Source organism: Mucilaginibacter kameinonensis (assembly GCF_003675385.1).
GTDB lineage: Bacteria > Bacteroidota > Bacteroidia > Sphingobacteriales > Sphingobacteriaceae > Mucilaginibacter > Mucilaginibacter kameinonensis.
Genome location: NZ_RCWZ01000002.1, coordinates 1,079,924 through 1,095,209, shown reverse-complemented (window position 1 = coordinate 1,095,209; position 15,286 = coordinate 1,079,924). Strand labels below are relative to the sequence as shown.

Annotated in this window: 7 protein-coding genes; all 7 read right to left on the bottom strand. The window is 44.2% G+C overall.

Going from position 1 to position 15,286, the window contains the following annotated elements; all coding sequences use genetic code 11:
- Window positions 1-2: 2 nt before the first annotated feature.
- Entirely contained in the window at window positions 3-2,315 is a 2,313-nt protein-coding gene (locus EAH55_RS11360; RefSeq protein WP_121809717.1) for a tetratricopeptide repeat-containing sensor histidine kinase, read from the bottom strand.
- Window positions 2,316-2,601: 286 nt separating this feature from the next.
- A complete protein-coding gene (locus EAH55_RS11355) occupies window positions 2,602-3,930 on the bottom strand; it encodes an ATP-binding protein (protein WP_121809716.1) in 1,329 nt (442 codons plus the stop codon).
- A 3-nt stretch (window positions 3,931-3,933) separates the two neighbouring features.
- Window positions 3,934-4,851, bottom strand: a complete 918-nt coding sequence (locus EAH55_RS11350) for an eCIS core domain-containing protein (protein WP_121809715.1) — start codon at window positions 4,849-4,851, stop codon at window positions 3,934-3,936.
- A gap of 7 nt (window positions 4,852-4,858) precedes the next feature.
- Complete coding sequence (locus tag EAH55_RS11345; RefSeq protein WP_121809714.1) at window positions 4,859-5,842, bottom strand: tetratricopeptide repeat protein; 984 nt, start codon at window positions 5,840-5,842, stop codon at window positions 4,859-4,861.
- Window positions 5,839-9,408, bottom strand: a complete 3,570-nt coding sequence (locus tag EAH55_RS11340; RefSeq protein ID WP_162996830.1) for an eCIS core domain-containing protein — start codon at window positions 9,406-9,408, stop codon at window positions 5,839-5,841. The genes EAH55_RS11345 and EAH55_RS11340 overlap by 4 nt, the downstream gene beginning before the upstream one ends.
- On the bottom strand, window positions 9,405-10,865 hold the full coding sequence (locus EAH55_RS11335) for a contractile injection system tape measure protein (RefSeq protein ID WP_121809712.1): 1,461 nt from the start codon (window positions 10,863-10,865) through the stop codon (window positions 9,405-9,407). Before EAH55_RS11335 ends, EAH55_RS11340 begins: the two co-directional genes overlap by 4 nt.
- Window positions 10,866-10,873: 8 nt before the next feature.
- On the bottom strand, window positions 10,874-15,280 hold the full coding sequence (locus EAH55_RS11330; RefSeq protein WP_121809711.1) for a hypothetical protein: 4,407 nt from the start codon (window positions 15,278-15,280) through the stop codon (window positions 10,874-10,876).
- Between the last annotated feature and the right edge of the window lie 6 nt (window positions 15,281-15,286).

Here is a 15,286-nt window from a genome sequence, read left to right as displayed (position 1 = left end):
AATTAGTTAGCTACAAAAGTTTTTCGTTCAATATTGCTCAACTGCTTCTCTGCCCTAAATTCAACAGTAATCAAAGCACCACCACAATTCTCCATCTTAAAATAACCACCCAACTGCTTGCTCAACGCCTTCATCATTTCCATACCCAACGAGCTTGCTTTCTGTATATCAAAATCAACAGGCAAGCCTATTCCGTTATCAGCTATGGTGAGTATAATGGTTTCTTCGGCAAGGCGTAAGGCTACCTTTATTTCGCCACACTGAGATGGGAAGGCGTATTTAATGGCGTTTGTTATGGCTTCATTTAGTATCAGGCCCACGGGTACAGCCTGTGCAACATCAAGCTTTATGGGTTGTACCGTTTGTTCAAAACGGATTCCTTTATCGCCCGGGTTGTAACAGTCGGCCAGGTAGCTGATCAGCTCATTAATATAAACCGACATATCGATGTATGACACATCCGAGTTACTATACAGCTTTTGGTGTATCAGCGCTATGGCCTGCACCCGATTCTGGCTTTCGCGAATGGCCGCAAGTGCAGCGTTATTCTTTAAAAATGCCGATTGGGTGTTCAGCAGGCTCATTACAATTTGCAGGTTGTTTTTTACCCGGTGATGCACTTCCTTCAGCAGCCAGTCTTTTTCATCTAACAGGTCATCTTTTTCACCGAGCAGCTTTTGCAGCGATAAGTTCTGATTGTTGATCTCGGTTTGCTTTAATTGTAGTTGCAGGTTGCTCCTCTGTTTATGCCTGTATCCGCTAAATGCCAGGCCGGCAATAATAATAAGCATGGCCACACCACCGAAGGTAATGTTACGCTGCGTGTTTACCTTTTGGAGTTCATCGCGCTGGCTCTTGTTTTTAATTTCCAGGTATTTAATTGATTGCTTGTTCTCCTTGGTTTTATTGGTGATCTCAAGTTCTTCAATCTGTTTATTTTTTATGGCATTAAACAGCGAGTCATCAAGGCGTTTGTGGATCTCGAAATGTTTTATTGCAGATACATAATTACCGGAAGCCGAATCAACCCGAAACTGCATACGATGGATCTTGGTAAGGGTGATAGGCCTTATTTTATTTGACGGCAATGAGAGGATCTGTTTGGTATACACACCCGCTTTTTTAAACTGTTGGGTAAGCAGATAAAAGCCGGCCATGGTTTCATTGTAGTGCACAAAATCGGTCACCATTTGCTCGTTGGTGGTATAAAAGTCTTTACTAAAATTAGTGATCTTATATACCTCCATCATTTTCAGATAATACAGCTCGGCCTTGGGGTAATCTTTCAGGGCAACATAGATATTGCCAAAGGCCTCGTACATATCAACCTTTTGCGCCAGTATCTTTGGCGGCACATCAATTACAGCCTGTTTCAGATACGCAAGGGCTTCTTTAGGCCTGTTAGCCGTAATAAAGTCGTATATAATAAGACTCAGGTAGCCGTAAAAATCCTCGTACTGCTTTCTTTTCTTTAGGATGTCGGCCGATTTAATAATGTAAATAAGGCTTTGATCATACTTGTTAAGATCGGCGTATACCAGCGCAAGCTTGGCATAATAAAAATCGGCCAAGGCAGTGTCGGCTGTAGCGTTCATGCTTTTTATTACCTCGTGCCGATATAAAAGTTCGTTGTGCAAATCAACCTTTTGCTTGCTTAACTCGGCAAGGGAGTGATAGGTATAATGAAGTTTTTTATATCCTATCGCTTTATATTGGGCCAATACCTTAAGCAATTCCGTTTCGGCCAGATCAAGCTTTTTTTGATTAAGATGGATATCCGCTATGTTTTTGCTCATATCGGCCGCATCCAGTTTGTGGCCGGTTTCCTGAAATAAATTCCGGGCCTGTTCATAACTGTTAATTTTATCCGGAACGGCAAGTGCATTATCTATAGACAGGTCATCACCTAAACGGGCCCAGGTTTTGCCCTCATTATATTTATCGCCCACTTTACGATAATAGTTAACCACCTCCATAAAAATGGATTTGCCCTGTTTCAGGTCACCTTGCTTTAAATATGCCGCCCCTTTAAGCATCATGGCTTCATTAAGCCATTTTGCCGAATGAATGGCAACACACATTTGTATAGCTTTATTAAAAGCAGTGATCCCGCTATCCAACACTTCTTTGTGCTCGCCAATTTTGTTGAGATAATAGCTGCCCAATTGTATTTGCAGCTTAATGGTATTGGTGTCGGATTTATTTTTTTGATTATCGAGGTTTAGCTTAATGGTAGCAATGTCCATCTTTTTTTGTCCCAAAGCTGTTGAGCCAAAAAACATGACAATAAAACATATTGCTACATATTTAAACATACACCACGTATTTTATTGTACTATAGACAATTAAAAGTTATACCATAACAAAATCACCTCCTGTGAAAGCCACGGAATTACAATAGGCGATGATTTGCTAATTTATTCAATATAATGCAAACCGCACCATTAAGTTGAAAGCTAAATTTTCGTTAATACAGGAATATCAATGGTACCCAAGCAATGATAAAAATCACAAATGTATCCAATACCATCAATGTACATTTTATGGATTCGGTTGTACAAACTATGGATTACAATGGGGTCTTTTGTGCCGAACCGGATTTTACCAAACCCGGTTCTCTTTGGTGTATTCGCGCTCTATGCCTTCCAGTATTAACTCTGATGAAATGCGACTTTCCTTGCGGGCCAGCATTTGTAAACAGGCGAATTGTACCACATTTAAAATACCGGAGCCACTGAGCTCATATTTACGGGAGATTTGTTCAAGGTTGATATGCCCGTTAAGGTTTGCTTTTGGCGGGAATGATTTTTGCCAGATAACGTACCGTTCATCGGCGTTTGGCAATGGGAAGTTAATAACGGATTGAAACCGGCGCATAAAGGCCTCATCAATGTTATTTTTAAAATTGGTTGCCAATATTACCAGGCCGTTATGCTGCTCTACCCGTTGCAGCAGGTAAGATGCTTCCTGATTGGCATATTTATCATGCGCGTCTTTAACATTGGTACGCTTGCCAAAAAGGGCGTCAGCTTCATCAAAAAACAGGATCCAGTTTTTGTTATCGGCCTTTTCAAATAATTTAGAGAGATTTTTCTCGGTTTCGCCTATAAACTTAGATACGATCATGGACAGGTCGATCCTGAATACCGGTTTGCCGGTGTATTTACCAAGCAACGAAGCTGTAAGCGTTTTTCCTGTTCCCGGCGGGCCATGGAATAGGGCACGGTAACCAGGTTTTAATTTACGTTCCATCCCCCAATCGGTCATTAATACCTGCTGATAGTTCACCCAGTTTTCCAGTTCGGCAATTTGTTTACGGGTAGTATCGTTCAATACCAGATCATCCCAGTTGTAAGTAGTTTCTAAATGCTGGGCCGGAAAATTCATGCTCAGTTTTGGAATAGATTCAGTACCACTGATCAAAAGCTCAATATACTCAGGCTGTAATATCAACCTGCCCGATAAAGCAGGCTCACCATCCGGTACATCCTCCAGGTGCAAAATATGTAGTTTGCCAAGTTTACCCTGATGATGAAACAGTTGGGCAACTTCTAAACGCTTGTCTACATCATTGCCGGCTAAAACAAAAACTGCAGTTTGGCCGGTTGGCAAAAAGCTACGCCCGTTTCGGCTCCTGACTCCCCCTATCTGCTGAAAATCGCCCGATTCGCGTATGTAGGGTTGGATGATCTCATCAAAAAACTCAACCTGCACATGCGGAGCTAAAGCCATCATCAGTATAATAACCTCGTTGCTGCTCAGGTCATGATCATCAATCAATTTTTCAAGCACACTACCGTTACGCTCAAGCTTGGGAAGCAGCGGTGGTAAATAGGTTGTATCATTCCCAAATACAGTTTGCAACCGGGCTTCAATACACCCTGCCGTATACTGCAACAGCGCTTTTAATTGTGTGGTATTAGTATTCATGATTTATTTACGCGGACCGTTTTGCTGAACAACATGGGTTAACTCGTGCGCCAGCAGGTTCATACCCGCTGTACTTTCGGGATCAAACTTGCCCGCATTAAAGTAAACATCATTACCATGTGTAAAGGCCTGGGCTTTTGAGAGGTTACAAAGCTCAACAGCCTGCTGGCCGGTATGGATCTTTACCTGCTCAAAATTGGCATTCATCTGGTGCTCTAACTGTGCACGTACCTTTGCAGGCAGAGGACTGCCACCACCTTTGCTTGCATCCAGCAACCTGTCAAATTTGGCCTCGTTGCTTTCGGGTTTACCTTCTGTTTTTTCTACGCCACCGCCTTTTTCCTCTTTCTTTTGTGCCGCAGCCTTATCATCTTTCTCTTCACCTTTTTCTTTTTTCTGCGGCTTACCTTCGTCTTTTTTATCTTCTTCGCCTTTTTTCTGAGGTTCTTTGTCTTTTTTATCCTCTTCTTTTTTCTGAACCCCTTCCTTATCTTTCTTATCCTCTTCTTTTTTCTGAGGTTCCTTATCCTTTTTCTCTTCCTCTTTCTTTTGCGTCGGCTTTTCCTCCTCTTTTTTCTCATCCTTTTTCTGTGGCTTACCTTCCTCCTTCTCATCCTTTTTTTCTTTCTTTTGGCCGGCCTTAGCATCCTTTTCCTCATCAGCACCTTTTTTCTGAACGCTCTTTTGCCCCATCCGTTGTGATGAATTAGCGGTTGCCTGCTGTGCCATGGTTACCTTGTGCGCTACCGCGTCGGCTTCCTGCTCAAGGGCCGAGTCCTGGTTTCCATCAATCTTTCTTGCCTGAAAAAAAGCATCGCTATCCTGTTTGCTTTTTTCGCGGCTGCCATTAAAGAAGGGTTTTTCGGCTTTATCCGCCTGTTTCTGACTAAGCGGCTGGCGTGTATTTTGGATGTATTTCATAGGTGGTTTAGTTTAAATTCATTAACAGATCCAGTTGCTTTTTGGCATGGGAAGCCCATTCGCCGGGATCATTCAGCAAATCTTCAAAAACCTGTTTCGCCTTGTCCCTTTCATTTAAATTGGCCAATGCTATACCCAGGTATAGCTTCCCTTTCTTATTTTCCGGATATTGTCCAAGCAAGAGGTTTAAATGTGCCAATGCCTCGTCAAAACGGTTAAGTCCCAGACAAAGCACCCCTAAATTCAACCTGATCTCCTCATGTTCGGGATGATATTCCAAAATGCGCCCGTACTCGGCAGCACCCTCACTTAACTGGCCGCTTTGCAGGTAAGCAACGGCCAGGTGATTACGTACCGCGATATCTGTAGGGAACAACATTAAATACCTGATGAGATACCCGGTAGCCATCGAATAGTTTTTTAGCATAAGCTGGGCCAAACCTCCTGTTTGCAATGCCCGGCTATTCTGCGAATTTTCCGACAAAACATAATCGGCCATTTCAAAAGCTTCATCATACCTACCGGTTGATAAATATACCTGTGCCAGGCCCATCAATAAGCTTAAACTTGTAGGATTAAGCTCAACCGCTTTAAGCCAGCAGGTTTCGGCGCTTTCCATATCTGCCGACAGCATGTACAGTTTAGCCAGCCCCTCCCAGGCCTCAAACTGGTCGGCTTTAAGGCTGATAGTTTGCCTGAAAGCTTGTAAAGCCTTATCATACTGGCCCAGCAAAACCTCGGTATTGGCCAGGTTTAGCCATGCCGAAGTATTTTGATTATCAATCTCCAGAGCACGCTCAAAAAGTGGCCGCGCTTCTGAGAATTTATTTTGCTGATAAAACAACATCCCGCGGTTATTGAGCAGGGTAACGTTTGGCTCGTTTAAATCTGCAGCTTTTGCATAATAAGCCTCGGCAGCTTCAAAATTGCCGCTTAATTGCTGCATAGCACCAAGATTTATCAATTCGGTTAGTTGACTTTGGTTGCTCATAACATTTCTTCTTTAACTTTATCTGCTATACCACCTGCTATATCAGAAATGCTGATTTCAGGATAGGTAACTTTAATATCATCAGTTTTCACATCAAATGGTTCGCCGTCTTTATAGTGGATTGGCAGCGAAACTTTCACCTGCAAATCCGGGCCGTAACTAAATGATGCCAGGTTTTTAGTCCACTCTTTGGAGATGTCGGTAACCCAAAGGTCAAGCTCGGCTTTAATGAAGGCATTTACATCAAACGTAAACTTAGGGTGCACCTCGATCTCGCCAAGGGCATTAAACTCAAAACCTGTTGTCGGCGACCATGCCAGGTCTGCCGCGGCACTTGCCTCTCCCTCCAATCCCAAACCACCAACTATCTGGATACCACCGGTAACACTGGCCGGACCGATACTCAAACCAATACCAAGCGCGGCTTTTAGTTTAAGGCCTGCGTGTGCCGGGATCACAAATTTTGCTCCACCGCTGATCCGGGTATTTTCGGGGTGCGAAGGATTAAATTCTATCTGCCCGAAAACGTCCTTCAATTGGCCGGGGCCGACAGCAGCGTCAAAATCAAGACCACCATCAATAGTGGCTACGATACCTATGCTCTTAGGCCCAAGCGGGATGGCGAATATTGGGATCTGGATAGTTGGAACTTTAAACAGCTCTTTATTGATACTCTTTTTAGGGAACACATCAACTGCCGAAGGAAGGTCTAAGCGGCCAACAACTTCAATTTCGCCAGCTGGGGTTACCCTTACACTCGCCGAAGCCTGCAGCCAGTCGGTAACTTTAAGTGTTAATTTACCCGAGCCATAGGCGGTAAACTTATCGCCTGCAGGGCCCGATGGTGTGCCATCAGCAGCTATAGCACGATTGGTTGCACCAACAGTCACCTCGCCCGATACCCTATCAGCAGCATATGATGCCTTACCCTCAATGGTCAACGCCCCATCGTCATAAGATATCGACAGTTCGGTATTGATCTTCGGTATTTTGGGAATAGCTTTACCGTTGGCTTTTACATGGTAAATTTCATCAGGGCCGCGGGTAACTTCAACATTACCACTACCACTCTGAATACCCGGCATGTTTTCGTCAAGTACAAAGCTGCCTCCTATAACTAAGGTTTCGTTACCGTAGGTTACGTGGATCTCCGCACTTTTTACACCCTTAATATCCGGCTCGGCAGTACCAGAGGCGTTAAATATGCCTTTCGCGTAATCAATTTTTATATGTGCCGATTTAAGGCCTTTTATCTTGCCTGCAGGAATGCCTATATCTCCCGATGCACTAAATTCGCCATTGCGGTATGCTGCCTTTATTTGTGCAGGATTAAAGGTTTTCGAGTCAAAATCAAACGAGCCTTCAAGCGCGAATTCACCTGAAGTATTGGCCATAGCACCAACCTTACCTTTACCAAGTTTCTTTATTTCAAAATTAGCTTCGCCCTTTACGCCGATGCCTGACGTGGCAGCATAAACTTCGAGCGACGTATTGGTAATTTTAAAAGGCGGCGGAACTTTGATCTCGCCTGAATTAAATACCTTACTTATTTTAATGCCGTCTTCATTAAAAATAATATCAATTGCCGAGCCGCCTATAAAAGGGACGTCGGTATTAATCTTACCGAACCCAATCAATCCGTTCTCACCGATATCCAGTTCTGTTATCACTATCGGGCTTAACCCTTTAGCCTTTAAATCAGCACTTAACGCCTGTTTAACGGCAACTCCGTTTAATCTACCACCGTATATACCTGGCACAGGTTCAATAGGTTGTGTTGTTGATATCCCGGAAACAAACGCATTATTCATGAAAACCTCAATAGTTGCCGATCCTTTTGAACCCGCACTATTGATTGTATTATCGTCTTTATCTTCGTAGGATATTTTCTGTATTTTCAGGTTAGCGCCGTTTCGTTTAATTTGCCCAACCTGTACGTTAACATCTTTCTCTGTTGTTTTACCCGCGTCAGGTGCCCATTTAATATATTTTGTTACGCCATATCTTTCACTTGTTATCAGTGAAAGGTTAGTATTATCAACAAGTTTTTTTCTCGCTTTATCATTCTTCGAAAGAAATGCAAGCTTTTTAAGATGGTCACCGGCTTCAATCTGACTTAGCTCCCATTTTTTTCCATCGCCACTCATACTCAAGCCACCGTCCAGTTTGCCTACCGTAATGGTATATTTATCAATAACTTCCGTGGCGCTTGGTTTAATTTGCCCATCCGGCATGGTAGTTATAGCGTTTAATGCAGCGTCAACCCTTGTTGTTATTTCGCTATGAATATTTGAACCCGATGATCTGTTTGATCCTGCCTCAAGCATCCAAAGATTTGAAATACCATCTTTGCCGCCTAATTGCAACTCCACTTTATGGTCAACATCATAGCCATTATTTATATCATGTCCGTTCTCATCCCAAAATGGCCGCGCAAAAGAAGCTTTAAGCTGAGTGACCGGACCGGTGAATAAATGCTTAAGATTGGTTAGTTTTTTTTCAGACTCAAGCGTCATAAAAAAAGTTGGTTCGTTTACTTCTCCGGGAATCTCAGCAGCTTTCTTAGCGTTAAAAATATTATCAAAACCGGCTCCCTTAGTAGCAGCGTCGTTCCAGTCGGCAATGTGCTTTCCTGACCTTTCTGTTTTTTTAAATGAATAGTTGGTAGTTGACCCTGGCATAAGGCCAAGTTTCAAAGTTGGTATTTTTATTTGCGGCACAAAAAGTGATTCTTTTGATGCCGTAGTATCAATCGGATTTTCAGCAGTCGCAACCTGACCAATATTACCTGAAATATCGCCTTTGGTTGCTTGGCGCTGTATCTTCTTTTTAACCCCATTTCCACCCTGTTGTACCGTATGCGTTACCTCATGCGCCAATAAATGCTGCCCCGATTGACTTTGCGGATCATATTTACCGGCACCGAAATAAATATCGTTACCATGGGTAAAAGCCTGCGCTTGTAAATCATTACTTAACCCGGCCGCTTCGCTGTTATTATGGATGCGCACCCCGCTCAGGTCTGCTCCCATGGCGCCTTCCATTTCCTCGCGGGTATTTGTTGGTAACGGTTCGCCGCCGCCTTTGCTATTTTCAATCTTTTGCTGGGTTTGCGGCGATACATCCGGCACGGGCGATTGGCTACTTCGCTTTAATGTATTTCCTTCATTTGGGTCGCCGTCACTTTCAAAAATGGGCCGGCGCTGTAATTCTTTATCGGCCCCGTTCTGCTCTTTTTCCTGTTTATCTTCCTTTTTATCTTCTTTCTTTTGTACGGCGGAAGTAGTGGCAGGAGCAGTTGCAGTAGCAGGCGCAACGTTAGCTACGGTTTTAGGCTGATTAATATGTTGAACAACTTTATCTGCTACCTGGTCGGCCTGCCTTTCAAAATTATCACCGGGTTCATTCACTGTCATTTTGCGCTGCAACTTGTTACCTTCGAAAAAGGGAGATTCCTGGATGGTATCGTGAGCGGCCGAGAAAAAAGTATCTTTCCCTGCAGCTTGCCGGTTAGCGGGCTGGTTTTGTTTGGAGTTTGCAGGTACTGCCTTTTGCTGTGTTTTCATTGCCATTCCACATAAAAAGGTTCATCCATCCAGGGCAGTTTAATTACACCTATACCCCAGGGCAGCGACGAAAGCAGGATATCCAGATCTTTGCGCTCCACAATAAGGCGGGCAGGTTTTTCGGCTTCAATAAGCTTACCGTTACGAGTCAGGAACGCATCGCGCAAACCACCAGGCGACGTATTTTTTAACGCTTTCCAGTATTTAATTACCGTGCGGAGCATATTATCTCCTTCTTCAAGCATACGCTGCGGAATTTCAACTTCACGCGCTAATATTTCGTTGGCGGGCCACCGGCATAAAAACTTTTCAAAATACAGGTCATATTCAAAAGCGCCTGTATTACCAGTGCCTAAATAATGCAGCAGGTGAACAGCCAGTTGCCTTGCGGGCAGGTCAACAAAATCGTTATCATGCAGTAAGCCAAAATCTTTGAAAAAATACTCCAGGAACGGATGGAGTATTACCAAACCAGCCTGATTTACATAGGCCCCTTCAGTTTCCTCGTCTTTTGTCAGGTTCGTTTCTGAATTATCGGGTGTTGCTGTTGGTTTAGTTATTCGTAAAGCAGGTTTACTTTCTGCTGTTTGAATTGCCTTATCTGCTATTTGAACAAGACTGGTTGCAGAGGTCGAAGAAAAAATCTTTAACTCGCCAGTTATTAAATCGATTAGCTTTTTCAGGATCCCATCGGGTAATACATCATACCCTGTGCGCAGGTGAAGCATGTGCAAAAGCTTTTCTATGACAGCACTGTATTCGCTACCCGGCTCTGATAGCAGCCTATCATTATCGTTAGGAGATTGGCGGCTTATGGAATCTTTAATATCATTGATAAGCGAATCAATCCCTGTTTGATATATACGCACATCAACCTTAAGCAAAACTGCCACCAGCTGTTTAATAAATACCATACCAAACTGACTGAACAGCCTGCTTATTGCGGGTTGACTACCTTTAAAAAGATTGATAAGTTTTAGCCTGTAAGTCGCGTCACTTATTAAAAGGCCGGACAGTTTACTTAACCAAACATCTTCCTGCTGCAACCATTCGGTTGTGGCTACAATGTACCATGGGAGCCTGCCTGTATTAAGGAAATAAACAAGCACATTAAAAACCTGCTGTTCGTCGGTTAGCGACGAATAACTGATCGCCTCATCGGGCTCATCTCCGTCAGGGATCATGTTGGGGTTTAAAGCTGGCTCAAGCGCTTTTGATAAACTTTGTTGCAGTTGCTCAAAAACTTCTTCCAGCTTACCTTTTCCCAAATCAAGATCAAGCCTATCTACCATAACATGGGCAGAAACATCCATACCATCCAATAACTGCTCCAGCTTTTTAAGTAATACCTGTTCAAAGTACCGCACGGCTTCGTCCTGTGCCTTTTGGGCGGCATTACGGTGCGGTACTTCAATATCAAGTATCAGCTTATGGATAATATGCGCGCTCCTTCCCATAGCTCAATCTATTTAACAGTACCCGGATCAGTTCCCGGTTCTTTTTTGATGATTATCTTCGGGTCTATTTTAGGCGTCACTGTCGGTGCAGGCGTTGCGGCCGGCGTTACTGTCGGGTTAGCTTTAATCGTAGATGTATCCACTTTCGGCGTTACAGTTGTTGGCGCTGGTGTTACCGGTTCAACCTTAGGTGTGGCAGCCGGAGTTACTACAGGGCTCGTTTTAACTGTAGTTGTAGCTGTGTCTACTTTCGGTGTTACAGCTGGCGCCGGTGTCGCTGCAGGCGTTACAGCCGGGGTTGTTTTAACCGTGGTTGTATCCGTTTTCGGCGTTACAGTTGGTGTCGGTGTTACCGACGGCGTTACTGCAGGTATTTCTCTAACAACTACAGGAGGCACATTGGTAGCTACCGGAGGCACTGTCGCTGTTGTTGGCGAGGTAAGCACAGGCGGAACAGTAGTAACTACTGGCGGATTAACAATTATCGGCGGTAAATTGGTTAATATAGGTGTAGAGGATATAGGAGGTAAAGCAACCGGCGGAGTTGGTGTAAACACAGCGCGGCATTTTTCAAACTTACCATTTACAGCCATAAGCGTAATAATCGTACTACGGCCACGAGGGAACTGGCGCATATCAAACACTTTTACAGTATTTACATCATTGCTGGTGGTGCCATCATCAAATGTCCAGGTAAATTTAAAGCTACCCGGGTTAGGCGTGTTATTAGTTAAAGTAACAGTAGCAGCAGCTTTTTCATTGTCCATAGTCACTTTATAGCCAAACGAAGCCTGCGGATGTTCGTGAATCATGAGCGTACATCCCGGAACCGGCTTGCCATTCACCATAAAGTCGTTAATAGTAACATCATAAGGACCGCTTGAAGGATCAACAACCCATTGACTGCCCAATAATTTCACAGCAGCTCCGGCAATTTTCGATGTAACAACTCCATTTGCAGGCTGTACGGTTGTGAAGTTAATATTGCCTCCGTCAGAGCAAACTTCGCTGGCAGCTAATGTCAGGTTTACAGGTTCTTCAGGAATCTGTACGGTGATTGTTACCGGTTCAACATCGGTACAGTCATTGTTATTAGCCGATAAAGTAAATGTAAGTTTACCATCAGGGAATTTCTGGCGGAGATCGGCATACAGGTACGTAACGCTATCATCCGGGGTGGTGAGGTTAGCATGTACCTGACCATCAGGCATTGTCCAGGTATAAGCAAATGTATCGCCTGTTGCCTGGTTTGTTTTCGCAGATAGTTTAATAGTAACCCCTACAGAAGCTGCATCTGTACCACCTGCCTGGGCTGCCGGGGTTACAGCAGGGTGTTTAAACACGGTAATAGTGCAATCTGTAGGCTGATCATTTACTGTAAATTTGATCTGCTGTCCAAATGTGCCATCTTTAACCTTGGTTGTATCAAAATAGTTTACAGCATCTTTAGTTACAACGGTGGCTTCAAAACCGGCTGCAGCTTTTATAACCCCATCAGCCGGACTTACTTTAAATTGCAGCAGGCCTTCATCAGAGCAAGCCACAGCTTTAGGCAAGCTGAGCCCTACCTGCGGCTTAGGCATAATGAATGCCACAGGCGGACAATCTGAGCAACACATGTACGGCAGGCAGAAATCAGCAAACACAATATCCTGAGGCACATCCGGGTTGGCTACCGCAGCCCTCAATTTACCCAGGTCAACAGCTAAGGCCTGGGTTTTGCTGATAACATCAGCCTCTATGGTAGGCGTAAATTTACGGGGTGATTGTACCTGGTAATATTTTACTGCTGCAGCAATATCCTCAAAATTGGTATTTTGGGCAATGAAGGTCATCGCGTCATTATCACTGGCAAAGCCTTTCACAAACTGCGGGTTGGCCTGAAGCACTTTCAACCTGTCATCAATTGGAATTGTGGTAACAGGAGTTGGGTTAGGCTTGGTCATGGTAGTAGCATAAACCATTACAAAGGTTCCCCCGGCAGGTACACCGGCCAGGTGCTCTAACCCGGTATGATTTGCGGCGTAGGCCGAAAAGGTAAGCTGGGCCAGAAGTTTGGCTTTACGGTCCTGTATCTCTTTTAAAATAACTGCAAGTGCCTGGCCTGCGCAGCAATTTTCAGATAAGCGCCATAATTGCAATTCGTAATCATCTTCATAACCCTTTCGCACATAATCGGCTTTAGCAAAAATCAAGCGGCTTCTTTGAGTTGCGTCTTTTACTTCGCTGCACAAGTCATCTATCCGGGCCGAGAAGTTACTGATAGTGTCATCGTCAATATCAACCAGCCTGTCGGGCAGCCACTGGCTAATATTACGCGTACCGGCAATTACACGTACCGGAATATCTACAGCGATGGCCTGCTCATACGAGCCTGTTGCCGATGTATCAATAGTTTTGCCTGCAGCATCTGCATAATCAGAAATACTTACGGCGCTGCCCTGGCGGCGGATCTGATCCAGATATGAACCAACACTATCCTTCGCTACGTTGATATTGTTATCAACCGCATTGATGCCGCCATTAATCAGAATATTGCTTATACTTTTATTAATTGCAAGTTCATTGGTTATCTGCATCCGGGCGCTTGGTACGGCAGCTGCCGTTTCAACTAATTTGGATGCGGCAGCCATCCGCACTTTGGTAGCGCCGGTAGTTGTTGCAGCCGTTGTATCGGTTGTCTTAACGTCGTCGGCTAATGACAATGTCTGTTGGGCTGCCTGGGCCTTAATCTCGTCGGCAAGTACATAGCCCGTTTTGGTATCAAAGCTGGAAAAAAACTTGCTTACATCACTGTAAAGGCAGTTTTGTTCGGCCTGAAATGCCCGCAATGTAGCTTCCAAATCATTAAACTGGCAGGCGTAATCATCAATATTAATATCGCTAAGCGTTACATCTCCAAGCCTGATCGCAACCGCATCAAACGGCAAATTGCTGTCCTGCCTGATCTTATCTACCGCGGCAAGCGCTTCAGTGTATTTTTTGCCGATATGCCCTTCTATCCTGAAAAAATTATTGGAGTCGATGCCGTAACTTAAGGGATTTACCACCATGTCATTGGCCGGAGAATAGGCAGAAGCATTATACCCCAGGATCAGTTTATCTGTCCCCTGCAGCCAACGGTTATAGCTCCACTTTTGAGCCAGATCAACCGGATTGCCGTAATAAAAAGGAATTGCCCGTGCCTCTAAAGGTTTGCTGTTATCTATAGATGGCGTTATTTTTACCACCGGGCTTGCAGGTAGCGAAAATCCACTGCTCATAGTATTCAACCTGTCCAGCAGGTTAAGGGCAAGGTTCAGCTTATCTTTATTGGCGCTGACTGCCGGCGAAGCATAAAATTTATGACGATACGGTGTAGGTTTAGCCGTCGGCGTAGTATTCAGTGCGCCCAACATGATATGTTTTGGAAAGGCATAAATATTAGGGCAACACTGATAAATGATATCCGACAGCAGGGCACGTAATTCGTTATACCCGGTTAGCAGATCTTTATAAAAATCATACAGGTATTGAGCCTGCATTGGCGCGGTAGCATTGCTTAGCGTAGTATTGATATTGGCAACAATGCTGGTTATGGAGTAAACAGATTGCGGATCGAGCGCGAATTTGAAAGTATTGTAAAGCGTTTGAACTGCGCCTGATAAACCGGCCGCGCCATCATTGGCAATTTTTGAAAAAGCCGCTGTAAGTGCCGATGACGAAGCTGTGGTTTGTGTATTAAAGAACACCCTTTTTGCAGCCAAAACAGGTGCGTCAAAGTACGCGTTGTAGGCGTTAAAGTATTTTTTGTAGATATCATCATAAATAACCTCCGAACCGGTTTGCTCAATAATCTGGTTCATATCGGCCTGAGATACCAGTAATACCTTGGGTTTAGCCACCTGTTTACGCCCCTGGTTATCGCAATCAATTGCTGTACAGGCGTCGGGATCTTTAGAATAATATTCGAGGTAAAGCAGACCGTACATTTCAGTAAGATCTTTTGTCGCCTTCGATTTAAAATCAGTTAAAGCAAAGCTATCAGCCGGAAAAGCACCTTTATCATCAGGAATAACCAGTTCCCATAAAGCCATCTGCGCGGCATCAGTACCTAAAGGATAAAACGGCGGGTACTTGATCAGCGAATTATCATACGCCCTGAAGTTTTTATATGTCGTTTCGGGCATGTAAAGCAAGTCGCCGTCGGTAGTTACGCCGCAGCCTTTACCAATTGTTATGCCGTTGGCATCGCCTTTAAAGCTAAGGCCGCACACCAAACCAACACCAATTAAACAGGTACGGGTAAGGCGCTGCTGATCTTCAAAAAACTCTACAATATCGTTCAGTTGCTTGGCTGTAAGCACCTGGCTATCAACAAAGGAGTTATACTCTAAAGTTATATCGGTGAGCTTTATGTTGGTTACTGGTGGCATGGCTTT